26 protein-coding genes and 1 pseudogene are annotated in these 23,619 nt (G+C 63.7%); 3 read left to right on the forward strand and 24 right to left on the reverse strand.

Annotated features, from left to right (window positions below):
* Positions 1 to 191: 191 nt before the first annotated feature.
* The 16 genes and pseudogenes from BES08_RS14330 to BES08_RS14395 all read right to left on the reverse strand — a co-directional run bounded on the left by BES08_RS14330 (position 192) and on the right by BES08_RS14395 (position 11,323).
* Positions 192 to 644: a ribbon-helix-helix domain-containing protein gene (locus BES08_RS14330; RefSeq protein ID WP_069708707.1), complete on the reverse strand. Its 453-nt coding sequence runs from the start codon at positions 642 to 644 to the stop codon at positions 192 to 194.
* Between the two features lie 14 nt (positions 645 to 658).
* Positions 659 to 2,647 carry a conjugal transfer protein TraG gene (locus BES08_RS14335; RefSeq protein WP_069708708.1) on the reverse strand — a complete coding sequence of 663 codons (1,989 nt, stop codon included), beginning with the start codon at positions 2,645 to 2,647 and terminating at the stop codon, positions 659 to 661.
* Between the two features lie 187 nt (positions 2,648 to 2,834).
* Positions 2,835 to 4,886, reverse strand: a complete 2,052-nt coding sequence (locus BES08_RS34625; protein ID WP_069708709.1) for a relaxase/mobilization nuclease domain-containing protein — start codon at positions 4,884 to 4,886, stop codon at positions 2,835 to 2,837.
* On the reverse strand, positions 4,883 to 5,203 hold the full coding sequence (locus BES08_RS32905; protein WP_156799869.1) for a hypothetical protein: 321 nt from the start codon (positions 5,201 to 5,203) through the stop codon (positions 4,883 to 4,885). Before BES08_RS32905 ends, BES08_RS34625 begins: the two co-directional genes overlap by 4 nt.
* On the reverse strand, positions 5,200 to 5,910 hold the full coding sequence (locus BES08_RS14345) for a lytic transglycosylase domain-containing protein (RefSeq protein WP_069708710.1): 711 nt from the start codon (positions 5,908 to 5,910) through the stop codon (positions 5,200 to 5,202). The genes BES08_RS32905 and BES08_RS14345 overlap by 4 nt, the downstream gene beginning before the upstream one ends.
* A 4-nt stretch (positions 5,911 to 5,914) precedes the next feature.
* A complete protein-coding gene (locus tag BES08_RS14350) occupies positions 5,915 to 6,250 on the reverse strand; it encodes a DUF736 domain-containing protein (protein ID WP_069708711.1) in 336 nt (111 codons plus the stop codon).
* Between the two features lie 35 nt (positions 6,251 to 6,285).
* Positions 6,286 to 6,831 (reverse strand): S26 family signal peptidase, encoded by a 546-nt coding sequence (locus BES08_RS14355; protein WP_069708712.1) that lies wholly within the window; start codon positions 6,829 to 6,831, stop codon positions 6,286 to 6,288.
* Positions 6,828 to 7,346 carry a DUF2840 domain-containing protein gene (locus BES08_RS14360; RefSeq protein WP_069708713.1) on the reverse strand — a complete coding sequence of 173 codons (519 nt, stop codon included), beginning with the start codon at positions 7,344 to 7,346 and terminating at the stop codon, positions 6,828 to 6,830. Before BES08_RS14360 ends, BES08_RS14355 begins: the two co-directional genes overlap by 4 nt.
* Positions 7,343 to 7,597: a hypothetical protein gene (locus BES08_RS14365; protein WP_069708714.1), complete on the reverse strand. Its 255-nt coding sequence runs from the start codon at positions 7,595 to 7,597 to the stop codon at positions 7,343 to 7,345. The genes BES08_RS14360 and BES08_RS14365 overlap by 4 nt, the downstream gene beginning before the upstream one ends.
* A complete protein-coding gene (gene parA / locus BES08_RS14370) occupies positions 7,594 to 8,247 on the reverse strand; it encodes a ParA family partition ATPase (protein WP_069708715.1) in 654 nt (217 codons plus the stop codon). Before parA ends, BES08_RS14365 begins: the two co-directional genes overlap by 4 nt.
* Before the next feature lie 320 nt (positions 8,248 to 8,567).
* Positions 8,568 to 9,389 (reverse strand): annotated as a pseudogene (locus BES08_RS14375) (replication initiator protein A); the annotation flags it as partial.
* An 18-nt stretch (positions 9,390 to 9,407) separates the two neighbouring features.
* Positions 9,408 to 9,689 (reverse strand): helix-turn-helix transcriptional regulator, encoded by a 282-nt coding sequence (locus BES08_RS14380; protein WP_069708717.1) that lies wholly within the window; start codon positions 9,687 to 9,689, stop codon positions 9,408 to 9,410.
* Between the two features lie 137 nt (positions 9,690 to 9,826).
* Positions 9,827 to 10,324, reverse strand: coding sequence for a DUF2285 domain-containing protein (locus tag BES08_RS14385; RefSeq protein WP_069709275.1), 498 nt, complete (start codon positions 10,322 to 10,324; stop codon positions 9,827 to 9,829).
* On the reverse strand, positions 10,260 to 10,691 hold the full coding sequence (locus BES08_RS34715) for a transcriptional regulator domain-containing protein (protein ID WP_420873457.1): 432 nt from the start codon (positions 10,689 to 10,691) through the stop codon (positions 10,260 to 10,262). The genes BES08_RS14385 and BES08_RS34715 overlap by 65 nt, the downstream gene beginning before the upstream one ends.
* A 29-nt stretch (positions 10,692 to 10,720) precedes the next feature.
* Positions 10,721 to 11,056: a DNA -binding domain-containing protein gene (locus BES08_RS14390; RefSeq protein ID WP_477529337.1), complete on the reverse strand. Its 336-nt coding sequence runs from the start codon at positions 11,054 to 11,056 to the stop codon at positions 10,721 to 10,723.
* Positions 11,057 to 11,323 (reverse strand): helix-turn-helix domain-containing protein, encoded by a 267-nt coding sequence (locus tag BES08_RS14395; protein WP_069708718.1) that lies wholly within the window; start codon positions 11,321 to 11,323, stop codon positions 11,057 to 11,059.
* 2 nt (positions 11,324 to 11,325) lie between these two features.
* Here BES08_RS14395 and BES08_RS32910 point away from each other — a divergent pair, with 2 nt between their 5' ends.
* Genes BES08_RS32910 through BES08_RS14405 form a run of 3 tightly spaced genes read left to right on the forward strand, consistent with a single transcriptional unit; the run spans position 11,326 to position 13,193 of the window.
* On the forward strand, positions 11,326 to 11,607 hold the full coding sequence (locus BES08_RS32910) for a hypothetical protein (protein WP_156799871.1): 282 nt from the start codon (positions 11,326 to 11,328) through the stop codon (positions 11,605 to 11,607).
* A gap of 46 nt (positions 11,608 to 11,653) precedes the next feature.
* A complete protein-coding gene (locus BES08_RS14400) occupies positions 11,654 to 11,974 on the forward strand; it encodes a type II toxin-antitoxin system RelB family anti-toxin (RefSeq protein WP_069708719.1) in 321 nt (106 codons plus the stop codon).
* Positions 11,952 to 13,193, forward strand: coding sequence for a type II toxin-antitoxin system HipA family toxin (locus BES08_RS14405; RefSeq protein ID WP_069708720.1), 1,242 nt, complete (start codon positions 11,952 to 11,954; stop codon positions 13,191 to 13,193). Before BES08_RS14400 ends, BES08_RS14405 begins: the two co-directional genes overlap by 23 nt.
* A gap of 92 nt (positions 13,194 to 13,285) precedes the next feature.
* On the opposite strand, the gene BES08_RS14410 is transcribed toward BES08_RS14405, so the two are convergent.
* The 8 genes from BES08_RS14410 to BES08_RS14435 form a co-directional block, all read right to left on the reverse strand.
* The gene (locus BES08_RS14410; protein WP_069708721.1) at positions 13,286 to 13,612 is read right to left on the reverse strand and encodes a DUF736 domain-containing protein; all 327 of its coding nucleotides are present in this window, start codon (positions 13,610 to 13,612) and stop codon (positions 13,286 to 13,288) included.
* Between the two features lies 1 nt (position 13,613).
* Positions 13,614 to 14,057 (reverse strand): hypothetical protein, encoded by a 444-nt coding sequence (locus BES08_RS33645; protein WP_197524390.1) that lies wholly within the window; start codon positions 14,055 to 14,057, stop codon positions 13,614 to 13,616.
* Positions 14,058 to 14,432: 375 nt separating this feature from the next.
* Positions 14,433 to 14,579, reverse strand: a complete 147-nt coding sequence (locus BES08_RS32920) for a hypothetical protein (protein WP_156799872.1) — start codon at positions 14,577 to 14,579, stop codon at positions 14,433 to 14,435.
* Positions 14,580 to 14,638: 59 nt separating this feature from the next.
* Complete coding sequence (locus BES08_RS14415) at positions 14,639 to 18,097, reverse strand: ATP-binding protein (protein WP_069708722.1); 3,459 nt, start codon at positions 18,095 to 18,097, stop codon at positions 14,639 to 14,641.
* 2 nt (positions 18,098 to 18,099) lie between these two features.
* On the reverse strand, positions 18,100 to 19,365 hold the full coding sequence (locus tag BES08_RS14420; RefSeq protein ID WP_069708723.1) for a metallophosphoesterase family protein: 1,266 nt from the start codon (positions 19,363 to 19,365) through the stop codon (positions 18,100 to 18,102).
* Positions 19,366 to 19,428: 63 nt separating this feature from the next.
* Positions 19,429 to 21,726 carry an AAA family ATPase gene (locus BES08_RS14425; RefSeq protein ID WP_069708724.1) on the reverse strand — a complete coding sequence of 766 codons (2,298 nt, stop codon included), beginning with the start codon at positions 21,724 to 21,726 and terminating at the stop codon, positions 19,429 to 19,431.
* Between the two features lie 248 nt (positions 21,727 to 21,974).
* Complete coding sequence (locus BES08_RS14430) at positions 21,975 to 22,415, reverse strand: hypothetical protein (RefSeq protein WP_069708725.1); 441 nt, start codon at positions 22,413 to 22,415, stop codon at positions 21,975 to 21,977.
* Between the two features lie 150 nt (positions 22,416 to 22,565).
* Positions 22,566 to 23,492: a DUF2493 domain-containing protein gene (locus BES08_RS14435; RefSeq protein WP_069708726.1), complete on the reverse strand. Its 927-nt coding sequence runs from the start codon at positions 23,490 to 23,492 to the stop codon at positions 22,566 to 22,568.
* Positions 23,493 to 23,619: the final 127 nt, after the last annotated feature.

Raw genomic sequence — 23,619 nt, forward strand, 5'->3', positions numbered from 1 at the left:
CCTCCAATTCTTTTGTAACTGTCCAACATCCCAATCCCGCAGTTGACCCACAGTTTACGCTACCATCCGACGTCCGTCGCCCGGGGCGCGTACCATTCGCTGTGCACGTTTTAACGGCGGCTTTCAGGCGCGACGTTCGGGCTTTACGACTGGGTTGGCGAAAAGCACAAAGCAGTTATCAAATTCGGTTTTCAATGATCCTGCGGTGGCATTGGTGTTTCGTCGGCCAGTTGCTCACCTGACATATCCCGCGACAGGTCCTTCAAAAACCTGTCGCCCGTTGCCAGCTTGCGTCCAAGAGTCAGAAGGAAACCTTCGAACCTTTCGTTTCCCTTCGCCCGAGCTGATTCCTTCGCGGAATCCCGCAACGGCGGCGTTACCGTCAGCCAGAAGTGGATAAAGAGCGCCAGAGTCTCTCCCAACACAGCGAAATCCTCATCCAGACCGTCGAGCTGGCGGCCAAGCTTGTCGAGGCGGCGCGACATGGCAGCTTCCAGCCGCTCGGTTGTATCACCAGACAGGAAGGACGCCACCGCGGCCTCGATCACTGCGGATTTGGATACATTGCGGCGTAGTGCCAGGGCCTCGACCTGCTTCAGCAGATCGGGCGCGAAATAGACGTTCATGCGAGTGCGGGTGGTCATGGCTGTTTCCCATCTCAAAGCTCGATGCCGTCGTTGGGGTCGAGTGACGCTTGCCGCGCCACCATGCGCATCCGCTGACGCATGGCTCGGGCCTTGCCGGCATCAACGTCTGGCTCATCATCGAGGATGTCGAACTCCTGCGATGGGGATGGCGGTGGCGGAACGATTTCCTCGTGTTCGGGCAGCTCCGGCTCACGGCGGATACCGGCATTGGCGGGATCGCCATCGACTGCGCCCGCACCCGAACCGCTGGTATTAGCCGCCGGGACGATGCGGCTCGTCCAGTCATCGCACGCCGGCATGGCAATCTTCGTCGGCTGCTTGCGCAGATCTGGCGGCGGCAACACCCGTCCCTGAAGCCGCGCATCGGCGTAATAGCGCGCCTTCGCGGCACGGATCGGCGGCACGCCCGCGACCATGACGATCTCATCGGTGGGCGGTAGCTGCATGATTTCGCCCGGCGTCAGCAGCGGCCGCGCCGTTTCCTGCCGTGAGACCATCAGATGCCCGAGCCATGGCGCAAGGCGGTGACCGGCATAGTTGGTGGAGTCGCGCATTTCGGTCGCCGTTCCGAGCGCATCGCTGATCCGCTTGGCCGTGCGTTCATCATTTGCGGCAAAGGCAACGCGCACATGGCAATTATCGAGGATGGCGTTGTTCTGACCATAGGCGCGCTCGATCTGGTTGAGCGACTGCGCGATCAGGAACGCTTTCAGTCCATAGCCGGCCATGAAAGCCAGCGCCGATTCAAAGAAATCCAGCCGCCCGAGCGCAGGAAACTCATCCAGCATTAACAGGAGACGATGCCGTTTGCCGGCAGTTTCCAGTTCCTCGGTCAGCCGCCGCCCGACCTGGTTGAGGATCAGACGGATCAGTGGCTTGGTGCGGTTGATGTCGGATGGCGGTACGACGAGGTAGAGGCTGACAGGCTCATCGGTCCCGACCAGATCGGCGATGCGCCAGTCGCAGCGTTCTGTCACGCGGGCCACGACCGGATCTCGGTATAGACCGAGAAAGGACATGGCGGTCGACAGCACGCCTGATCGTTCGTTCTCGCTCTTGTTGAGGAGCTCGCGCGCCGACGAGGCGATGACCGGATGCACCCCGGCTTCGCCCAGATGCGGCGTATCCATCATGGCGCGCAAGGTCGCCTCGACTGGACGGCGTGGGTCGGACAGGAAGCTCGCAACTCCCGCCAGCGTCTTGTCCTTCTCGGCATAAAGGACATGCAGGATCGCGCCGACCAGCAGCGAATGGCTGGTCTTTTCCCAGTGGTTGCGCTTGTCGAGACTACCCTCGGGGTCGACCAGGATGTCCGCGATGTTCTGCACATCACGGACTTCCCATTCGCCTTGCCGCACCTCCAGCAGCGGGTTGTAAGCTGCGGAATGGACGTTGGTTGGATCGAAGAGCAGCACCCGGCCGTGACGGGAACGAAAGCCCGCCGTCAGGTTCCAGTTCTCGCCCTTGATGTCATGGACGATGCAGCTTCCTGGCCACGTCAGCAGTGTCGGCACGACAAGGCCGACACCCTTGCCCGATCGGGTGGGCGCGAAGCAAAGAACATGCTCAGGTCCGTCATGGCGCAGATACTCTTTGCTGTGACGGCCCAGCACAACGCCATCGGGGCCGAGCAGACCGGCGGCATGGATTTCCTTATCCTCTGCCCATCGCGCCGACCCGTAGGTGGCGACATTGCGTGCTTCGCGCGCCCTGATGATCGACATGAGAAAGGCGGCGGCGATGGCGATCATCGCCCCGGATGTGGCGATGATCGCGCCCTCGGTGAAAATGCCGGGCGCATATGCGTCGAAGGAAAACCACCACCAGAAGAAAGCTGGAGGATAGTAGACAGGCCATCCCGCGACATCGAACCAAGGATTGCCAAGCTGGGGCTGGAACCCTAGACGGAAGGCGACCCATTGCGTCGCGGCCCAGACCATCACCATAACGATGGTGAACACGACAATGATCTGGCCCCAGAGTATTCGGCCTCCACGCATACAGGCTCCAATAGGCAAGAGAGATGGAGCCGATCAGAGAATAGGCGGTTACGCGAGTGGCAACAGGAAAGGCCGAGCCGAAGCGCTGTCGGATACTATCGGCGGCAAATCGGATGGGTCAGTTCAAGGGCGGTTCCCTTTCCGGCTTAGCCAGAACAATTTACGCAGCCCCAAGGCCAGTCCAGGATCATATCCCCAATCCTCGCTGCCGCCCTAACTGCCAGGATACCGATTGGCCCTGCACGACGCCCATCACCTCACGACCGAGCTGGCGGTCGATGACCGGTCGCCACGGGACAAGGGTGAATTCATGACTCTTCTCGACCACGGCGAATTTGCCGCTGGATAGCTGCGCGGTCCCCGTGAACTTGCCGCTGACATTCTCGCCATCGGCAGCCGCCCTGAACGGCACCCCCTTGCTCTCGGCCATCTCGGCTCCCACCCGCGCCACCTCGCGTTTCCGTAGATTGGCGAGGAGATTGCGACGATAGAGGATGCGGCCTTCGCGACTTCGGGTGGCGTCGCCTTGTTCAATGTGATGTTCACGGCGCTGATCCATCGCCTCGCGCACCTGCTGCCCGAACCCTACTGGAGCGAGATCCGAGGCATCCGGCGTCACCAGCCGCCGGTCAAGCCAGGTCGCGCCATCGGCACCAATCTGCTTTTCCAGATCAACGGTCGAGACGACACGGATGCTGGCCAGCCGGTTGCGACCGGCATCATAGGTCGCGGCACGGCTCTCAAAGTCCTCGGGGATGCGCCATTGATCGCCGTCGATCCGCTCGACGATCCCGGCACGACGCAGCGCCTCCAGCCGCCGGACATGGGAATCCACATAGCCCTCATAATCCCCGCCCGGCACGCGCCCCTCAAACCTGGCCTGTTCGAGATGACGGCTCGGCCGATAGATGCCGTCTTCGGCGATGGTCGCTATGGTGCGATCAGACGGACGCCCTGCCGTGTCGGCGGGACCGACCTCGATGATGCTGCCGATCCGGGCGTCCTCGACGCGGGCGGGATCGATGCCGGGAACATGATGCGTGCGCCCGTCGATCCCGTCCACCACCAGGGTCAGGTTCTCGCCCATCTCATCGGTGAGATATTTGTCCACGATGCGGCCTGTAATTGGCGTCGCGGGCGCGGCGTCGTGAAGCTGGAATGTCATCGGGTCACGCTCCAGCCCATCGGCCTTCAGCGCCTTGTGCATGTCGCGGATGATGTCGCCACGCTCGCCCAGTTCGCGCAGCGCCGACTCCATCTTCGCGCCAAGTTCCCAGACGCCAGGCGCGTGCTCGGCGGCGAGCCCCATCTTTTCCAGTTTGGCGAGACGGCGCAGGCGAAGCGTCCGGTTGAACTGGCGACGCGGATCGCCCGGCTCTTGGCGCAGGTCGAGGAAACGATCATTGGCCTCCTCCGTCATCGCCCGGTCGATGCGGGTGTAACGGTCCTGGTCGATCTCGGCCGACAGCTTGCGGGACTGCTCGATCTCGGTGACAGGGCCAAGCTCCAGCGTGGTCAGCTCGCTCGCCCGCTCGCGGATACCATTGGCGAGATAGTCGCCATTGATGACAAGATCGGCGCCCTTGTCGTCGCGGCCGTTGACGATGACATGCACATGGGGCTGGCCGGTGTTGTAGTGATTGACCGCCACCCAATCGAGCCGGGTGCCAAGGTCGGTCTCGATGCTGTTCATCAGATCGCGGGTGTGTTCGGTCAGGTCGGTGAGATCCACGCCATCCTCGGGCGAGACGATGAACCGGAACTGGTGACGATCATCCCTGCCGCGATCAAGAAAAGCCTCGCCATCGGCGCGGTCGTCATTCGCGGAATAGAGCTGACCGCGCTCACCATCACGCGATGTCCCATCCCGCTGGATATAGCGCAGATGGGCCGCGGCTTTGCCGTTCTTTCCGGCCTGCTGGACATAGCGGGTTTTGACGACGCAGCGGCGCACTCCCGCCGTGCTGTGTCGCCAGCCACCCGTCAGGCTGCGGGCGCGAACAAAGGACGCGCCGCGCCCCCGCTTGATGCCAGGCCCATCGGCACCGGATGACGCCTTCCCACTCTTTCCGGCCTTGCCGGAGCCAGAGCGGGGTGAATACCGGGAATGCGCATTGCCCTGCTGGCGGGCGAGCTTCTTCGCCTGCGTCAGAAAGCTCTTCGCCTTGCCCGCCTTGGGCGTGTCGGATCGAATGCGGCCGGGCTTCGGGCGAAAGCGGTTCTCGTCGTCGGCGCTCATCGGCGCGGCCCCGGCATAAATTGCCGGAAACCGGTCATTTCACCGCCGTAGTGCCGGTCAAAACCCAGCAAATCCAAGGGATTGCGACCAATCGCGGCACGCGATGCCCAAAACCGTGGTGCCGCCTGCGGCCCCGCTAACCAGTGTGCAGACAACAAGAATTTCCCGAACTGGCGCGATGGAGTGCCATGTTCTTTTATCTTGCCCTCCGCCCTTCCTTCCCTTTTTGCCCTTCCTGCCGGGAATGCTGCCAGGCGTAAACCTGCCTGACTGCACACTGGAACCGGACCGAAAGAGCGCAGGAACGCCATGCTCATGGCGCATCTCTATCGCTCGCGCGGGCCACGAATATGTGGCCATCCTGCGGTTCCGCATCAACAGGATCCCGCACAGGAACGGATGCGCGTGCGTCGCGCGACGGCGTATTGGCGGCAGCTCCATTGCCACCGGATTGCGCGACAAACAGCGGAGCTTCGCGCCAATCCGGTGGTGGTGGCGGCACGCTTGTCGGCGCATCTGGCGCGGCCGCGCCGCCGAGAAGCGGCGCGAGCGTGGCGATATAGGCGCGCGTCTCGGCGGGCAGAACACGGCCTGTTGCGAGATGCTCGTCATAGCGACCGGGACCGGCATTGTAGGCGGCGAGCATCGCCGCCACATTGCCGTAGCGGTCCCACATCTCACGCAGATAAGCTGTGCCCGCGAGGATGTTGTCGCGGGGATCATAGGGATCGCGGCCGAGTCCATGGCGGATGCGCAAGCCCGCCCATGTACCGGGCATCACCTGCATCAATCCCATCGCACCCGCCGACGACACGGCGAGCACATCGCCCGCACTTTCTACGCGCAGAACAGCGCTAATCCAGTGCTCTGGAATGCCGAAGCGCTGTGACGCCTCGGCAATAAACGCAGCATGCGGATGCACAGAAATAGGCGCAGGTTGCAGCGTCACCTGAGCAATGGCCTGCGTCACGCCGCTGCCAAGCGACAGCAAGGCCGTGAAGAGAAGAAGGGCATGGGATCGCATGATCTCAGTCCCGATCTTCGCGCAGTCGCGGACGGGTCCAGTGCAGCGACCAGGACGTACCCGCATCGTCGTCACGGAACAGGTTGGCGCGGATCGGCTGCGGCAAGGCGGGATCATCGAGCAACACCGAAAGATATTCACCGGCCTTTTCGCCAGTGCGTGTCCAGGCCGCCCCAACCTCCGGACCATCAGCATCGCCGCAATGAACGCGATAGGCCGGCGCGTTTTCGGCATCCGAATGTTCCGCAGGAACAATGGTGAGTTCGCGGGAGAGTGTGAGGGTGTGAACGCGCCCGGTAAAGCCGGTTGCATCGCGCGTGAACTGTCCGATCTGTGGCATGATAAGTCTCCTGTAGTTGATGTTTAGGGGTGGGTTCAGTGCGTGGCCGCGCGCCATTGGTAGCGGCCATCGCCTTCCCCATCGGTCCAGAGCGGCAGCGCTCGGCCAATGACGGAACTGGCGGGAACAGGTCCGAAGTAACGGCCGTCCAGGCTGTCACGGACCTCCCAATTCATGAGGAAGAGTTCGCGGTCGCGGATGATGCGGCAGCCCTGCCAGACCGGCAGATCGCGGCCCACGCGGTCGCGCTCCAGCGCGTCGCCCATTTCCACGCCGTCGACGGTGATGGTCACGCCGCTGCGGCAGACACGCTGTCCCGGCAGGCCGAGGACGCGCTTCAGGAGCGGCACGCCGCGACCGATATAGCCGCGCTCGACCATGAACTGCTCCAGCTGTTCGGGCGGCATGAGGGCGACCAGTTCGGGCACTTCGAGCGCATCGGCGGGTTTGATGGTGTAGAAGCCGATGGGGGCACTGGCGGTGACATTCCAGACCAGCCGGGTCGGCAGATCAGCGACAGCCGTGGCGACAAGAGCGCCGACCGCCAGCGTCGCCAGAACAAGGATATGGCGGCGGCTCATGGCGCGAGCCTCCGGCGGCCGATCCACGCGGCATGGCGCTCCGGGGTGTAAGGGTTTGGCTCCTGACCCGCGCTCAGGCGGTTATGGACGTGCCGCCAGTAATCCGGCGATGCGTCAGCGGCATCGACGCTGAGTGCCTCCACGGCGTCGATCACGGCCAGCGCCCGCTGTACCTTTGGCCAGCCATCGATCCGCAACAGGATCTCGCCACCGGGGCGAACGAAGGGAACTGTCTGGAATGGTTCGCCGCGTCCGATGGCGCGCAGGATGTCGAGACGCGAAATGATGGTGCCGTAGTCGTTGGAAGCCCAACGGACAAAGGCGAAGATGCTCTCGGGTGCGAAGCCGACGATGCTGCGGCGGCGGTCGATGATCTGCTCAAAGCTCTTGCGGCCGAAACGTATCCAGTGTTCCACCTTCTGCTTCTGGAATGTCAGTTCGATCAATGTGGTGAAGGGCGCTGGCCCGTCCGGGAGCGGACGGCCATGCGCATGGCATGCCATCTTTCCGGTCATGGTTGATCTCCTTCGGAGGATGGAAACTCGCGGTCGAGCAGTCCGCGGAGCATGACGGCGACGGTGATGCCCCGCCGGAAGGCGGCGACCTTGATGCGCCCGCGCAGCTCGGGGGTGATGTCGATGGTCAGGCGCGCGGTGAATGCCTCGCCGGCGCCTTTGCCGGTTGGCGGCGCATCCGCTGCCCTGATCCAACCATCGGGATCGCCCGGACGCGATGCGAAACGGGCCTTGGCGGGAGGACGTGTCATGCCCGTGCCCTCCCGATCCCGAGGCCGTCGATCTCGGCCGCAAGCGTCGCAATCTCGCGCATGGCGCGTTCCCCGCTGTCGGTCTCGGAAACGAGCCGTCCGGTTTGCGCGCTCTCAGCGAAAGCCACGCGCTGGCCGATGGTAGTGACGAGCAAGGGAGGATCGTGATCGGCCAGCGTCTCGGCTGTCAGCCTGGCGATGACTGTGCGCGCGCCGCAGCGGTTGAGGACGAAGCGTGCGGCCAGTTCGGGCCGGTAGATCCGCGCCTCCGTCACCAGCGCCAGCATCTCTGCCGAAGCCCAGCCGTCGAAAGGTGATGGTTGGACCGGGATCAGCACCAGGTCGGCGGCGAGCAGCGCGGAGCGCATAAGACCGGCGACGCGGGGTGGCCCGTCGATGACGATGTGATCCGCATCACGCGCCAACTCCGGCGCTTCGCGATGCAATGTGTCGCGGGCCAGGCCGATAACGCTGAACAGCCTCGGCAGCCCTTCATGGCTGCGCCGCTGCGACCAGTCGAGCGCGGAGCCTTGCGGATCGGCGTCGATCAGGATGACGCGCTGCCCCTTCGCGGCCCAGGCCCCTGCGAGATGCAGCGCCAGCGTGGTCTTGCCCACGCCGCCCTTCTGATTGAGGAGAGCGACGATCATGGCCGCCCTCCCGGTTTGCCGAGAGGAAATTCAGCCGTGTTTGTCGGCGCGAGCGATTCTTGCTCTGGGGGGCTCAGCTTGCCTTTGTGGGCACCCATCCTGAGGGCCGCACCAGCCTGCGCGATGAGCTTTGCCACATCGCGCCGGCGCTCTTCAAAGTTAGATTCTGTGTTAGAGTCTAAGTTAAGGGCACGATTTTCGCTTTTATTCCCGTAGGATAAGCGCTGTTTGGGTTCCCGATAGCACGAGCCGCCGGTTCCTGATGGCACGATAGTGCGGGTTCCCGATAGCACGAGACTATCCACAGGTTTTCCACAGGCGGGAACAGGCTCGAAAGCGAGCAGCATCCGGCCTCCGGTTTCGACCTCGGCGAATAGAGTGTAACCCGGCAGCGGCTGGCGGCGGATAATGTCGCGCAGCTCGAACGCGAAGCGCTTGAACGGCGACAGACTTCCCGATTTCTGGTGCAGGTGGCGGAAATCGAACCGCCAGCCGTTTTTCTGTCGTCCACCATGCTTGCGCACGAGACGATAAAGCCAGCGATCGAGCCCGCCGGTCAGGTCGAAATAAGCCCGGTCGATGGTGAGGATCAGCGCTTCATCCAGGACAGCACTGTAGAACCAGTCAGGAACGATCATCTCAATGCCGTCCGAGCGACCATTGGCATCGGTCCGCTCCCGCCATTCATTGATCCAGGAAAAGCGATGCCGCCGTCTGTTGGCGGGCTGGCGGATCGAGGTTGCGACCGTGGTCGATTGCAGCCGGTCGAGCGCTGCCTTCAGCCGCTGATAGTCCCGCTGCGAGGTTCCGCGCCCCGTGAAGGTGAGGATCTCATAGGGCGTTGCTGCCATCAGGCGCGAAGTGCGCAGGCCTGCATCGCGCGCCTCGACAATCTGGCTTGCGGCCCAGATCAGAATATCAGCGTCCCAGATCGTCGCCATGCCGTGGTCGGGAACAGCTTCGACGCGGATCGAGACGTCGCCCGCGGCAAAATCAATCGGGCGGATGCGGTGTGATTTGGAAAGGGAGAAGAAGGGGTAAGCCATGAGATCCTGTGCGTCTCGTGGTGCGAATTCACCGGGAAGCGCCCGAAACAGATCGAGTTGTCCGCGTTCCGAGCCGGATCGGTGCTGAGGTGCCATGAGGAGCTGCAGCCGCGTTCAGCGCGTAACGCGTTTGGGCGAGGTGAACGGTGTCACCGGCAGAGGTTTTGCCGGGAGAACCTGTCCACGCGGATCGGACGTGGAGGTAACGGATCCCCGCGCGACCCAGGCCGCCAGATCCTCGACCGAATAGACAACGCGGCCGCCGAGCTTGTGATAGGCAGGCCCCGTTCCGTAGGTCCTGTGCTTTTCCAGCGTGCGCGCTGACAGGCTGAGGAAGTCGGCGGCTTCCTTGGTGCGCAGGTATCGTGGCGGCAAGGCGGCGAGATCAGGTCGCATGGGGCGGGCCTCCGTGGTTGTGCAGGATGCCGCTGACGATCAGCGGCGTGTCATGCGCACGGTGGCGAAGGAACGCCGGCATGGGGGATGAGGAAGATCGAAGGGGTGAAATCCTCACCCCCGATCAGGCGTCAGCGTCAGGGTTTGCGACGATGGCGCAAAAGGTCTTGATAGCCGCCATCGATGAGCGCGGCGGCGGATCGGACAAGGGCGATGACAGAGGCGCGCAAAGCCGATGTCTTCCACGGCTCGGCCCGTACGCGGTCCTCTCCGTAGATCGCGATGGCAATCGCGCGATAGGTCGCGTGGTTGGCATTTCCGTCAGCGGCTTGCATCATCAGGCGGAAGCGCCGGCGCTGATACGGCGTCATCCTGGGGTCTCGGCGCGCCGGTTTCGCAGTCAGCGTGTGCCAGAGCCTGAGAATGGCTTCGAGCCGGTCCGGCAGATCGTCGTCAAGCGGCAGAATGATCGCGGGCTGGGCATCAGCATCGGTGTCCGAGAGGATCACATATTGAACGCCATCCCGTGCGCGGCACGCACCGTACGCCCCCTCTGGCCCGCGGATGGCATCATGAGGTTCGACGGATAACGCGGCCGGCGAAGGGGTAAGAAAATCGGGGGTGGCGCCAAGCATCAGCACGGCCGGGTTGGCAAGCGGCGACCAGATGACCGGTTGGTTGAGCGCGGAATGCTTGGGGTCTGCCGGGAAATCGCAACCCCCAGCGACGCTGGTCATCATCCGAAAGGGGAAGATGTCCGGCGTCTTGCGTTACAAGATCATCGAAGCTGGCTTGATAGGCAGCGTTACGGCGTAAGCATTCCCACGCAACGCCCTCAACGGGCAGCGCATCGTAGAATTCATATTGGCTCTGGTCTCGCCAGCGGGAAGTATCCGGCTTCATTGCTCCGCTCCTGGTTGAAATTGCACAGGTGGAGCGTGAAAAGATTGCGGCGTTCCTATACGGAAGGAAGCCAGATAGGGGACATAGAATGATGCCCATAGGGCATCATTCTGGGGTCGGCGCCGAGGTCAGTCGCGATCCGTCGGACGGTGGAGCAGCTGGCGATAGCCGCTTTGCGTCATCCAGCGCGCCCGTGCCAGATGGCTGTCATGGATTTTCCTGGCGCGCTCGGGTTCCTGAACAGGGTCGATGCCGAACAGCACATCGACGGCTTCGCTCCATTCCGCGCCATCGTCGGCGGCATCGAGTAGCCGCATATAGAGCTTGATATGCGCGCGATCATACTCGGTGAGCTCGTCGCTAATGGGCGCAATGTCGTCGAAGGAGGGGGCCGCAGATGTCATGTCGAGGATCGCCGCAAGACACAGGCCGCCGCCGCAGATCGATGATGGGGCCTGCGCCAATCAGCCGTCGTAGATCTGTCGGTGTCTCTTCTCGTCTTGGCCATGAACTAGCAACACTCCTTGCCCGCGATCCGTGGACAAGAGAACAATCCCTGCTGCTTCAAGCGCCCGGCGTACCTGATCCCGCGTTGTCTCATACACCTCGAGCCGGCTCTCGGACTCAAGGCGCTTCAGGGCAGTCAGCGATATTCGGGCCTTGTCAGCGAGCGTCTCCTGCGTCCAACCCAGTAACGCGCGTGCGGCCCGCGACTGTCGAGCGGTGATCATGCATGATCACCTCCCATCGCGACCGGCGCGCATTCCAGAACTACGGCTATTTTAGTCGCTCTTTCCTTTTCTGCCAGATGAAATCGTCGAATCTGGGCAAGAGGTTATTTGCGCAGGACAACGCACAGGCCCGTCCGATTCGCCTGCCTCGGCAAGGTTGTGGGGCGCTGATACTCGGATCGGCATCCGCACCGGTCGGGCCACCAAAAGAGCCCCAAACGATCCAATTTCTCGAAGATGATATGTCTGAAGATCATATTCTTGGCATTCACGCCAGAGCATGATACGTTTCCAGATCAATGTCGTAGAAATGATCCGCAAAGGAATCATATGAAGATGGAAGCAGAAGCGCTCGGGTTGATCGGCGACCATTTTCGCCGCGCCCGACTGGCCGCCAGACTGACCCAGGAGCAGGTGGCCGATCTGGCCGGCATATCGCGTCCGCGCTACCGCGATGTTGAAACCGGGGCGGCGGCAGCACGCACCACGACCTTGATCAATATTGCCCGAGCGCTCGGTCTGGAAATGATGCTCGTTCCCCAGGCCATGGTGCCCGCCATCGAGGCGCTCTTGCGCCCTGAGGCTGAAGAGGATCGCCCCGCCTTCAGCCCGCAACCGGAGAGCGACGATGATAGCCGCCCGCACCGCTGAGACCATCCCGTCACTGGACGTGTTCCTGAACAGTGTGAGGGTTGGCACGATTGTCAGAACACCCGGCGACTTCAACGCTTTCAGCCTTGACCCGGCGTACCGCGCCACAGGAGGTTACCCGGTTCTGAGCTTGTCGTTGCGTGCCGCGACGGGCGGCCTACGCAAAGACCCACGCCCGGTCGCAGGCGCGTTGCCGCCCTTCTTCGCCAATCTCCTGCCCGAAGACAGGCTGCGCGAGGCGATGGAAAAACACCACGCCGCCCATGTTCGGCCAGGGAATGATTTCGATCTCCTCGCGGCTCTTGGTGCGGATCTGCCGGGCGCAGTGCGGGTTCTGCCCAGTGACGGCCAACCGGGTGCCGCTACGGCGGCATCTCCAGACAAGCCGAAAGCGCGCTTTTCGTTGGCGGGCGTGCAGATGAAACTCTCGGTGATGAAGAACACCGGCAAGGGCGGCGGGCTGACCTTGCCGCTCGGTGATGGCGAAGGGCAGTATATCGCCAAGTTCCCGTCCACGGCCTTTCCGGGTGTGTCGGAGAACGAGTTCGCGAACCTTGCGCTTGCTGAAGCCATCGGCATGGACGTGCCCGAGCGGGAACTGGTCGGCCGCGACCAGTTCGAGGGCATTCCCGAAGAGTTCGAGACGCTTGCCGAAGGGTTGGTCCTGCTGGTTCGGCGCTTCGATCGTGGAACCGATGGACAGCGCATCCATATCGAAGATTTCGCGCAGGTCTTCGGCCTGTACCCGGCGCGCAAATATGACGGGGCGGCCTCCCACGACATCGCATCCGTGCTGAACGTGGCGATCTCGCCCTTTGCCGCACTGGAGTTTGTCCGGCGACTGACCTTCTCGGTGGTCATGGGCAATGGCGACATGCACCTCAAGAACTGGTCACTGATCTATCCGGGCGGTGGCGACACGCCCGCCCTTGCGCCGATCTACGACATGCTTTCGACCGTGCCCTATATTCCAGCCGATGGGCTGGCGCTGTCACTCGGCGGCGAACGGGCATTCAAGGGTCTGACTCCGGCCCGCTGGAAGACGTTTGCCAACCGGGCACGGCTTCCCGAGCCGGCCGTCCTCAAAGCCGTCGCCGAGACGGTGAGGCGCATCGATGCGCAGTGGTGGACCCTGCCAGAACGCGAGGCCGTTCCCTCGGCCGTGCTGGAGCGGATCGACGCCCATGTGAAAGCCATGCTTCCGATCCTGACCGGCTGAGCGAATTTTCCCGGACAGGGATGTGGGCGTAATGGCTTGCCGCGGGTATGAGAAAGGCCCCGACCTTTCGGTCGGAGCCTTTGTGCCGCGCCTCAGTCGCCGCGGCGACCGTTGGGGCGGGACCAGATGAGCGAGTGGCTCTCGCCATCCTCGTCGTCAAAGAGGTTGGCGTAGATCGGGGCGTTGAAGCTCGGATCGTCCAGCTTGAGGCCCAGATACTCGCGGCCCTCGTTCGAGCGCTTGGACCAGGCGGCACCGATCTCGGCGCGGCCGACCAGAACCCGGTGGCTCGGGGCGTTGTCACCAGTGGCGCGCAGTTCGGGAACGATGCGCACGCCCTTGGCCTGGACGCTGAGGGTGACGATTTCGCCGGTGAATTCGTTCGAGCCGGTTTTCTTGAAGGTGCCGATGGTCGCCATTTTAAGTCTCCGTTTTCCGTTTCCGAGCCCGCACCATTGCGGCCTCTATGGCGATCGACCGGCCGGAGACGAACGCTTCCGCACCCCCCGTTTGCGGGGGCTGGACAGCACAGGAGAAACTTTCTTGGCGCGCGAGGAATGGCGGCTCTGCCGTCAGGGGAAGAAAGTTATGACGACGCTGTTGCGTTAAAGCAGTCGAAGCGCTTGCGCTGGTCTTCGGCCAGATCAGGCCATTGAAGAGGCCGTTTGGAGCGGTTGAGACACGGAGGCTTAACGGAGACGTGCCGACATCGAGGTCCATCAGGATGACCAGACCGGCAACACCGGCATATACGCCTTGCGTTTCAGGCCATGCGCATCCTTCTTCCCGGCCTGCTCCAATGACCACGCCCCGGCTGACCCGGACCTGCCCCCGCATATCGGCGTTGCCCGTCCAGCGATCCAACTCTGGCCGTGTCCTGACTAATACCGATCCGGGATCTACGCTCCGACGTTGTCTGCCTCCTGGCGAAGATGGCAGTTATCCGTGTCTGCATCCGATTCCCTCAACCGTCCACAGGCGCGCACAAGGCGATTCCGCCACCTTGCCCGCACCATATAGGATAGCCGTTCGGCGCAGCAATTGGGACAAAACCGCCCTTACTGCTCACGACAGTGAATGACGAGTTTCGCGTCGGTCATTCGCGGGGCGTCGGACGGGATCGCTGCAGAGTGGGGATTCCCTTTTGGCGTTCAACCCCTCGGTGACGTCGGCGACGATGCAGCCGGTTGGAGTCGTCGGGCACTCCCTGTTGTGCAGGCCACCACCGCGAACTCACGCCTATACCTGCGAGACGTAGCCGGTCTTCTCGTCGAGGCCGCCTAGTACCCTGTCCAGTACCTCGGCCGATTGCAGTGGATCACAGGTCGGGCCGCGCGAAAGATGCATCAGCGCGGTGGCGTCCACGAAGCGCAGCCCATCCGTCAATAAGCTGACCGCCGGCCACTCTGGCTTAGACTCCGGAAACAGTCCGGGCGGCACCGCTCTCAAGCCAGCGAGCACTCGGAGTGGACGTCAGCCCCGACTACCGAACGTGCGATCGACGCGAGATGGGGATGGTGAGTAAAGAACAGGACCTGCGTGGACTTGGCCAGGTCCGCGAGAACGCGGAAGCCGGCCTCCGACCGCTCGTCGTCGAAGTTGACGAAGAGATCGTCGGCGAGGAACGGCAGGCGGATGCCGGAAGCGACGGACTGCTCGACGGCGGCGAGGCGCAACGCCAGAAAAAGCTGATCCGTCGTGCCCTCGCTCATGGCGCCGATCTCGACCACCGCCCTGCCGTCGTCTCGTATCCCGAGCAGACGCGGCATGCCCGCGTCGTTGTCGATCCTCAGCGCAGCGTAGCGCCCGATCGTCAGGGTGGAGAAGAGTTCGGACGCGCGCAGCAGCATCGGATCCTGGTGGCGCTCGCGGTACTGCTCGATGGCCCAGCGCAGCGTGATCGCCTCGGCTCGCTTCAGGATGTACTGCTCGGAGAGGACGGCCAGTTCGGCGCGGGCATGGTCCGCGTCGGTCGCCGCGTCGACTGCGCTGTCACCCTCCTGCTCCAGGCTGGCGAATGCCCTTCGCGCGTCCCCATGTGCAGCCGCCGCAGCGTCCACTTCCGCGTTGAGGTCGGCGAGTTCCGACGAGAGGGTCTGCGTCCTGGACGCGAGACCATCCGGGTCGACGCCCTCGAGTGAACCGAGCAGTTCCTCCAGACCCTTGCCATCGCCGGCCGACTTGATCGCTGCGTCGGTGTCGGCGACTGACGCGCGCAGGGCACGCACCGCCCGCGAGCGCTCGATCGCGCCGGTCAGCTCGTCGATGTCCGTTGCTCCCGTCTCCTCCATCAGGGCGGCCAGCGAATCCAGCGCCGCCGTCAACTTCGCGTCCTCCGTCGCCATCTCCTCGTCGCGGTTGCTGACCGTCGCCTGCAGGCTGTCGAGTACGGTGGCGGTGGACCGCGCGGCCGTGAGCCTGGTGCGCATAATGGCCAGTCGATCGCCGGATTCCTTCGCCGCTGGGATGCCAAGAGCATCGGCCAACGCGACGACCCTGCCGTCGTGCTCACCGGCGTCCCGGACCATGCCATCCAGTCGTCCCTTGAGGTCCGACTGGGCTGCGATCTCGACGCGCAGCTCCTCGAGCACGTCCAGCGTGGCGACCGCGCTCTCTATCTCGAGGCTGAGCCCGGTCTGCTCCAGCTGCTGGCGCCACTGGTCGGTACGGGTGGATGCGGCATCCTCGAGTCGTTTCCTACGCCGCCCGAGCGCTTCGGCGTCCTGCTCGATTCGGGCCGCCTCGGCTTCGTCGAGCCGCCGCTGCTGCTGCGCCGTCTCGAGGTCGGTCCTCAAGCGCGCGGCGGAGGCAAGCGCGGGAGCGATCTCGACCCCCACACGTGCGACATCACCTTCCGGCAGGCACAAGGCGAGCCCCGCAAGGACGGACGCCCTCCGAGCGCTGGTCGCATCGGCCTCTTCGGCGGCGACGACGGACGCGGCGTGCGCCGATTCCGCCGCGACCCTTTCTGAGCTCCAGGCAAGAAAGCGGATCGGCTCCATGTCGGGATGGCCCGCAGCGGTGAGCTTCTTACCCCAAGCAGTTCGCGCTGCCTCCCGGCGCCCGGTGAAGGTCTGGGCCCGGATGTCCGCCTGATCGGCATCCAGCAGCAGCTTCGCTGCGCGGTTGCCCATGTCGGTAAGTCGGCTCGACTCGTCGGCTGCCGCGAACCTGAGATCGCTGCGCTCGTCGGCTTGAGCGAGGGTGGTCTCGAATGCGGCGACGGCCTCATTGGGAGCGTCGAGGCGAATTTCAGAGAGCACGTGATCGCGCAGCGGACGCCAGCGTTCATCGCGTTCGGCCCGCGCGCTCGCGATCTCGTCGGCCGATACCGCCTTGCCTGACGCCAGTTGCTCCATATGGAGGCAGAGCGATGCGGCCTCCGCCTTAGAGCGGGCGGCGGTCGCCAGCTCGCGGTCGACCTCGGTGGTCAGATCGGAGACCATCTTGCGCACTTCGTCGACTTCGACCTGGCCGATCCTTGGAAGCTCGAGAAGTGACGACGCGCCGCCGCTCCACGGAGCGAGCCGGACGAGCGCCTGGGCGAGCGTGGTGGCGGCCGAGTCGGCGGTCCTACGCAGTTTCAGGCATCGGGCGTCGATGTCGGCACCGAGCGCGCGTGCTGCGTCGACGGCGGCGACCACCGTCTTCAGCTCATCCGGCGAGCCGTCGTCGACAGTCGACGTGTTCACTGGTGCAGCCCTCCGCCGCTCCTCGAGCTCCTGCTCGCTCTCGGCGATCTGACTCAGTGCCGACTTGTCCTCGATATGCGCGAGCGCCAGTTCGCGCAGCTTCGCGCTTGCGATCCGTGATGGTGGATCCGCCGCCAGTGCGCCGGCTTCCTCCCGGAGGCGCTCGATCCGGCCGGAGCGCGTGGCCTGCTCGGTCGTCAGCCGGACCATGTCGCTGCCAGCCTTTTCGACCGCGCCCGATGCCGTCACCAGTTCGTCGATGAGGTCGGCCTGGGCGAGGGTCGCCGCGTCGGCCACCAGCGCCTTCATGCGTTCGGCCGCCTCTTCGGCTAGCTTGGCGGCAGCGGCCTTCGCCCTTGTCGCGAGCGCGGCGTCGGCCATCGCGGCCTCGGCCATGTCCTCGCGTTGTGCCGGGATGTCGACGGTGGCGCCGTACTCGGCCAGCGCCGTCAGATGATCTGTCCGAAGACGTGCCAAGGGAGCGATCCGCCGTAATCGCTCCGCTCGGCTGATCTCGGCAAGCAGTTCGTCCCGCCGTCCCCGCGCGTCTTCCAGCTTGGCCTGCGCCGTCGCCACCGCTGCCTTGCCGTCGAGCCAGGTCTTCGGCCTCAGCGAACGCTCGCGAATGGCCCGGGCATTTGTCTCGAGTTCTCGCTGCGCGACTGTGAACGACCTCTTGCTCGACGCCCGAGGCCCCCAGATCGCGTCGGCCTCCTGCTCGAGGCGCGCCAGTTCGTCGGAGATTCCCGTGAGGCCGGATCCGGCGGCGAACAGCGCCCTACCGAGATCATTGCGCGCCTCCACCATCGCCTTCCCGCCAGCCCGCAGGCCCTCCTGGTCTAGGCTGAATGACAGACCGAATGTCTCTCGCGTCTGACCTCGGAGCATCGCGAGCAGTGGCCCCTCGTCGATGGGTTTGTCGTCGGGGCCGAGCAGCGATCCGCTGAGCGCCTTCTTGCGCCGACAGGACATCGTCTGGCCCGCGTCTTCGAGTACGGCGCCGACCCTAAGCAGCGAGTAATCGTACATGAAGTTGTAGGGCGACCGGCCGGGGAAGCCGAACAGCAGGTCCGAGACCGCCGCCATCGACGTGGTCTTGCCGGCCTCGTTCGCGCCGTAGACCACGTGGAGGTCGGGTTCGCCGTTGCGGAATGTGAGCGTGCAGTCGTCGAAGTGACCGTAACGCTCGAGTGCGAGGGTAACGAAGCGCATCTCTACGCCTCTCCGGTCAGGCGTGACTGGAGCGCGAGCGTCGCTGTCGCCAACACCGCAGTCCAGTCGCCATCGCTCGCGGACCGCCGCAGGCCCTCGTCGTCAGCCTCCTCCGGTAATTGGCCCAGCGAGGTCTTCGCGGCTAGCAGAAACGGGGCGAGGTCCTCGGCGAGCAGGGCGGCGAGGGTCGGGTCGGTCGCCGCCTGTCCGATGAGCGATGCGAGGTCGTCCCCGATCACCATCTGCTGCGCCTGCGCCGGCGAGGTGACCAGCACCTTCACCTTCTCGATGAACAGGTCTGGCGAGATCGATGCCGACACCGCGCGGGCGTCGTCGCGGAGAGACCCCACCCCGTCGTGGAGGGCACCTGCGCCCGGGGTCTGCCCCGTCAGCGAGACCCGCGCGACGAGTGGCAGGCCAGCAGCGTTGCCCTGCCAAGCCGACAGAAGCGAGGCGCGCATGAGTGATGAGACGGCGTCCGCCGGGGCATCGGTGCATTCCACCTCAACACGCGCCCAGCGCAGAACGTCGAGCTCGACGCGCTCGATGGCGACGACCTGCGCATCCTCGACCGTCACGATCACGGCACCCTTCGGGCCGGTCTCCCGGATAGTGCGTCCCTGCGTATTGCCGGGGAACACGACGTACGGGTCCTCGCATACGATCTCGTGCTCGTGGACATGGCCTAGCGCCCAGTAGTCGTAATGCTTCGACTTGAGGTCATCGAGGCTGCACGGGGCGTACGCGGCGTGTCCCTGCCGGCCGGCCAGGGCAGTGTGAAGCATCCCGATATTGAAGTGGTGGTTTGTCGCGTCGGGGTAGGCGAGCACGAGGTTGTCCGTCACGGCAGGCGTCGCAAAGCTCTGGCCGTGCACAGCGACCGCGAGGTCGGGAAGCGTGTAGGTCTCGGGTCGCTTGGAGCCGAACAGCCTCACATTCGGTGGCCAAGGTATACTGCGCGTCAGCACAGACTCCGCGTCGTGGTTGCCCGAGAGAAGGAAGACCGGGATGTCGGCTTGGTTGAGTCGCCCCATGGCGCGGGCGAAGTAGAGCCCCGTGCCCATGTCCTTCCAATCGCCGTCGAACAGGTCGCCGGCGATCAGTACGAAGTCGACGGCCTCGTCGATGGCACGCTGTACGAGATTGTCGAAGGCGGCCCGGGTTGCGCCGCGGATATCGTCCTCCGGCATCCCCTCGTACCGCGACAGGCCACGGAGAGGGCTGTCGAGATGGATATCGGCGGCGTGTAGAAAACGAAATTCGGTCATCACTATTTATCCCCGGGAGCGCCAGTAAAAGCGCCTGCCTCCATCTGCACCGTCGTTGAGCGTTTAGCGGCAGAGGCTCTTCAGACGCTCGATGTGCTTGGAATCGACTTTCTCAATCATATCGAAGAGCGCGGCAGCCGCTCCCTTCGTTTCCTCCAGCGTCATAGTCGAGAAGGACAGCAAGTCGTCAATGTTGTCAGAGTGAGATTCGACCTGGGCGAGCCGCTCGAGGGCGGCCAGCTGCTCCCGATCCAGCTCGGGGTAGTCGGTGCACAGCTTGTCGAGCTGTCCGGGCAGCCCACCGCCGCCTGGGCACTTGAAGGCCAGGAACACGTCGAGCACCCGCCGGATCACGTTGGGGATCATGTAGCCATGGTCGTCGTAAGCGTCGGGCTGCTCTACGAACCTGAGCACGTGGCTGAAGAGGAAGTGGTATTCGGAATCGTACTCGCGGAGCAGCTTCGACATCTCGATGATCTTCGAGGACCGACGGGGCTGCCCCTCCGGGATCGTCACGTCGATGAAGAGGAACGTCGCCGTCGGGTCCTTGCCAGCCGGAGGACGGGCCCTGCCTTTCCAGGCCTTCCTGAACTCGTTCATGCACTGCAGGTTGTGGGTGAGGATGAACACCTGCGCGGCCTTTTCGAGGCGGGTCTTCACGAGGGAGCACGCGAAGTTTAGCGCCTTCGTGTCCAGGCTCGACACCGGATCGTCGACGACCACGATCACGTCCTTCAGCTTCCGATTGTCTGCCTCGATGGACGACAGAAAGTAGGATATCGCAATCGCGGTCTTCTCGCCCTCGCTCGGGGCGCCGGTGATCGGCGTGCCGTGCCGCTGGAGTTCGTAGCCCTCGTCGACGGGATTGATCGTGAGTTCGCCGTGTCCAAGATACGCCGCGATCAGCTTGTTGATTACCCCGGCGGCGGGTCCGTGTGTCCTTATCTGCTGGCGGAGTTCGCGAGCCTTCTCCCGCAGCGCCGCAGCACCGTCGGTTTCGACCTTCAGCTTATCCGTCGCGTCGTCGAGCTCCTTCGCCGTCTTCGCGTAGTCGTCGCGGCAGTCGACGATGAAGTGTCGCCGTATCGAGGTCTCGGCGGCTTCCTTGTGCTTCGCGAAATCGGTAACCGCCTGGTTGTGGGCCGCAATGGCCTCGTTGATGGTCGCGACGCCCGCAGCAAGCCGCTCCGCGGTGGCGAGGACATCCGCCTCTGCGGCGACATCCGTCATGTCGGCGGGCGTGGCTGGACGCTCCAGCTTCGCGGAGAGTACCGTCTGCAGCGTGCCTAGCTGCTTCGCGAGCAGGCGCACGTCCTTCGACACATTCTCACGGACATCCCTGAAAGCGGCCCGCAGCTCCGTCGCCAAATCGTCCAAGGCGGGTATCTTGGCGCCCATTTGGGTCGATGACTGGATGAGACCGCTCAGCCGCTCGGCAGTCTTATTGAGGCGTGCGACGAACTGATCGACCCTGTCGTCGAGGGCGGCGGCGAGGAGCCCGCGACGCTCGGCCGAGATCGCGTTACCGCAGAGGAGGCAGTCCGCGATCCCGCGAGTTTCGTGGTACTCATGCCCGTGCTTCAGCCAAAGCAGTATGTCGGGATACTGCTGCACCTCGTCGAGCGCCACCGTCGCCAGCGACTGGCCGCAGACGTCGGCGATGAAGCGGTAGGCAGTCTCGATGGAGGCCTTTTCGAACGACATCGCTTCGAGGCGCGGCATCGGCTCTTCAAGCCGGCGCATGTCCTCGGCCGCCTTCAATTCGTCGTCCGTGAGTGCGGGCCGATCATCGTCCTTCCAGGCGTCGTAATCCTTGGCGAGAGCCGGCGCCTCGTACTTGCGGCTGCCGAGGTGGAGGCGGGATGCGACCGACTTGGCGCGCTCCCTCTTGTAGTTGGCGAACGTCTTCTCCGCTGCCGTCTCTGTTGCGGATGCAGTATCCCTCTTTGCATCCGCCTGGATGATGTCGCCTTCGACCTTCGTCAGCTCGTTAGCGGCTTCAGCCTGGTCCGTGCCGATGTAGAACACAGGGTTCGCGCGCCCTGCGGCCCATTGCAGGTTCTGCTCGATGTAGTCCGAGTTAAAGACCAGCAGCCGCTGCTCGAGGCCGATGGGATTGTTAGGGCATCCAAACGCTGAGCCATCGTCTAGCTCCACCTCGAATGTGCCACCCGCGGGGAGCTTGGGGTGCGGTCCGCCGGCCTCGAGACTCGCGAAGAGGCGAGACAGGGTGCTCTTCCCCGACCCATTGAATCCGTAGACGAGATTGTAGCGGCGGAACTGGAGAGAGGTCGAGCGAGCGCCGCGGTCGGCGTATATCCCCATTCCTTGCAATGATTTAATGTTTTTTATGATCCCCATCGTTGGAGTTCATGCGTTGGCATGGCCGTTGTCAACTTTTCAATTCGAAAGTCCGAACGTTCAGGCCGTGCGCACCTCAAGATGAACAGCTTGTGGTTACGGTAGTCAGCCAGCCGCTCGACAAGCGACCGGTCCTAGTGAAACCTGCCGTTCCATAGCCTCACCTTCGAACGGCATGAGTTGCAAGCGGACATACAAAGAGAGCAGCCGACTGGCAGCTAAGGGCTCTCCGCAACGGCATTGCCCCCTCACATGCGGGCGAAGCTCCCGTCCGCAGGCGCGGTTGCAGCCATGCCCGCGACGCGCAGAAAGGCCGTCACGCCCACAGCGGCTGCGCCGATCACCGAAAAGATGATCTGCCAAGTTTCGGACGGCATCATGTGTTTGACGATACCGAGCGTTGCATGAAACCCGGCAACACCAGCCGGTGCGACAAAGGCCAGCGCGATCAGCAGCCGCGCCCAGATCGGGCGGATCAGCATGAGCAAGCCCTGACCGACGGCCAGTGTCAGGCCAGCGGCGACGAGGCCGACGAGAATCGCGCCAAGCCAGCCAGAACCCGTGCCATAGGCCCAGGTGCCTGCGGTCAAGCCGATGAAGAACGGTAGGGAAAAGACGGCGAGATTGAACAGCAACCAGCACATGGTGCCGATGGCCGCGATGGAAACAAGAATTCCGAGAACGATCATGGTGGTGTCTCCGTGCAAGGGATTGAACGGTTGCGCCTTCCACCACCACCATGGCGCAAGGCGGAATATAGCATGAACATGCTTGCCGGCGCGAGCCAGAATGATCGGTGGTTTCGACCATCCGGCTTATGGCAATGGGAAAGGCAGCGCTCACGCGCTGCCCGTTCCGAAGCGATAGACCGGGATGCCCATCTTGCGGGCCTTGTCGGCCAGGTTGTCCTGAATGCCGGTGCCGGGAAAGATGATGACGCCGATCGGCATGATGCCAAGCATCTGGTCGTTGCGCTTGAAGGGCGCGGCCTTGGCGTGTTTTGTCCAGTCGGGCTTGAAGGCGACCTGCGCGACCTTGCGATTATTGGCCCAGGTGGCCGCGATGCGCTCGGAGCCTTTCGGCGATCCACCATGCATGAGCACCATGTCCGGGTGTTTGGTATGGATCTGATCGAGCTTGGCCCAGATCGTCTTGTGATCGGTGGTGTCGCCGCCCGAAAAGGCGATCTTCGGTCCGGCGGGCAGCAGCACCTCGTTATCGGCCCGGCGTTTGGCGGCGATGAAGTCGCGGCTGTCGATCATGGCCGAGGTCATCTGGCGATGGTTGACCCGTGAGCCGGAGCGCTGTGACCAGGGCGTGCCGGTGGTGCGCAGATAGATGTCGGCAGCGGTGTCGCGGAAGGTCTCCATGCTGTCGCGGCGCTCGATCAGGCTTTGACCCGCGCCGATCAGGGTCTCCAACTGGACGGATTTGACCTCGCTGCCGTCCTGTTCGCGCTGAAGGCGCTTCTGGGCTTGCTCGTTATCGTCGAGTTTGCGTTCGATTCGCTCCACGGCACGGTGGAAGGTGTTCACGGTGGACCACATGATCTCGTCGAGGTCGAAATCGAGGCTGGTGTCGGCCATGGTGGAAATCAGGGCATCGAAGATGTCGGCGACCGCGCCCTGGATGACATTGTCTTCAGGCGTGATCCGGGGATCGGCCTCGTCCTCGGTGGGACGGTAGCCATAGAGTTCGAGGTCTTCGATGACATGGCCGGTCGGGGATGTGCTGTGATCGCGTTCAAATTCGTCATGTGCGTCCATGGGATGCGTCCTTCGGTTGGACCGCGACCGTCGCGGCCTTCATGGCGACGAAAGCCCACGGGTGCTCCGGTCTGGCAGCCCGAGCCCTTTGCGAGGGCCTTGATGGCAAAGCCCGGCTGATTTGTTT

It is taken from the genome of Novosphingobium resinovorum (assembly GCF_001742225.1).
Lineage (GTDB): Bacteria > Pseudomonadota > Alphaproteobacteria > Sphingomonadales > Sphingomonadaceae > Novosphingobium > Novosphingobium resinovorum_A.

Bases quoted from the DNA above. Each gene is read 5' to 3' on its own strand.
- BES08_RS14415 (WP_069708722.1), bottom strand. From the start codon at position 18,097: ATGCGCTTCGTTACCCTCGCACTCGAGCGTTACGGTCACTTCGACGAC.
- BES08_RS32910 (WP_156799871.1), top strand. From the start codon at position 11,326: ATGATCACCTCCCATCGCGACCGGCGCGCATTCCAGAACTACGGCTAT.
- BES08_RS14365 (WP_069708714.1), bottom strand. From the start codon at position 7,597: ATGACACGTCCTCCCGCCAAGGCCCGTTTCGCATCGCGTCCGGGCGAT.
- BES08_RS14355 (WP_069708712.1), bottom strand. From the start codon at position 6,831: ATGAGCCGCCGCCATATCCTTGTTCTGGCGACGCTGGCGGTCGGCGCT.
- BES08_RS14405 (WP_069708720.1), top strand. From the start codon at position 11,952: ATGATAGCCGCCCGCACCGCTGAGACCATCCCGTCACTGGACGTGTTC.
- BES08_RS34715 (WP_420873457.1), bottom strand. From the start codon at position 10,691: ATGGGCATCATTCTATGTCCCCTATCTGGCTTCCTTCCGTATAGGAAC.
- BES08_RS14425 (WP_069708724.1), bottom strand. From the start codon at position 21,726: ATGGGGATCATAAAAAACATTAAATCATTGCAAGGAATGGGGATATAC.
- BES08_RS34625 (WP_069708709.1), bottom strand. From the start codon at position 4,886: ATGAGCGCCGACGACGAGAACCGCTTTCGCCCGAAGCCCGGCCGCATT.
- BES08_RS14330 (WP_069708707.1), bottom strand. From the start codon at position 644: ATGACCACCCGCACTCGCATGAACGTCTATTTCGCGCCCGATCTGCTG.
- BES08_RS14350 (WP_069708711.1), bottom strand. From the start codon at position 6,250: ATGCCACAGATCGGACAGTTCACGCGCGATGCAACCGGCTTTACCGGG.
- BES08_RS14345 (WP_069708710.1), bottom strand. From the start codon at position 5,910: ATGCGATCCCATGCCCTTCTTCTCTTCACGGCCTTGCTGTCGCTTGGC.
- BES08_RS14360 (WP_069708713.1), bottom strand. From the start codon at position 7,346: ATGACCGGAAAGATGGCATGCCATGCGCATGGCCGTCCGCTCCCGGAC.
- BES08_RS14385 (WP_069709275.1), bottom strand. From the start codon at position 10,324: ATGCTTGGCGCCACCCCCGATTTTCTTACCCCTTCGCCGGCCGCGTTA.
- BES08_RS14410 (WP_069708721.1), bottom strand. From the start codon at position 13,612: ATGGCGACCATCGGCACCTTCAAGAAAACCGGCTCGAACGAATTCACC.
- BES08_RS14430 (WP_069708725.1), bottom strand. From the start codon at position 22,415: ATGATCGTTCTCGGAATTCTTGTTTCCATCGCGGCCATCGGCACCATG.
- BES08_RS14400 (WP_069708719.1), top strand. From the start codon at position 11,654: ATGAAGATGGAAGCAGAAGCGCTCGGGTTGATCGGCGACCATTTTCGC.
- BES08_RS14335 (WP_069708708.1), bottom strand. From the start codon at position 2,647: ATGCGTGGAGGCCGAATACTCTGGGGCCAGATCATTGTCGTGTTCACC.
- BES08_RS14435 (WP_069708726.1), bottom strand. From the start codon at position 23,492: ATGGACGCACATGACGAATTTGAACGCGATCACAGCACATCCCCGACC.
- parA (WP_069708715.1), bottom strand. From the start codon at position 8,247: ATGATCGTCGCTCTCCTCAATCAGAAGGGCGGCGTGGGCAAGACCACG.
- BES08_RS32905 (WP_156799869.1), bottom strand. From the start codon at position 5,203: ATGAGCATGGCGTTCCTGCGCTCTTTCGGTCCGGTTCCAGTGTGCAGT.
- BES08_RS14420 (WP_069708723.1), bottom strand. From the start codon at position 19,365: ATGACCGAATTTCGTTTTCTACACGCCGCCGATATCCATCTCGACAGC.
- BES08_RS14380 (WP_069708717.1), bottom strand. From the start codon at position 9,689: ATGCGACCTGATCTCGCCGCCTTGCCGCCACGATACCTGCGCACCAAG.
- BES08_RS14395 (WP_069708718.1), bottom strand. From the start codon at position 11,323: ATGATCACCGCTCGACAGTCGCGGGCCGCACGCGCGTTACTGGGTTGG.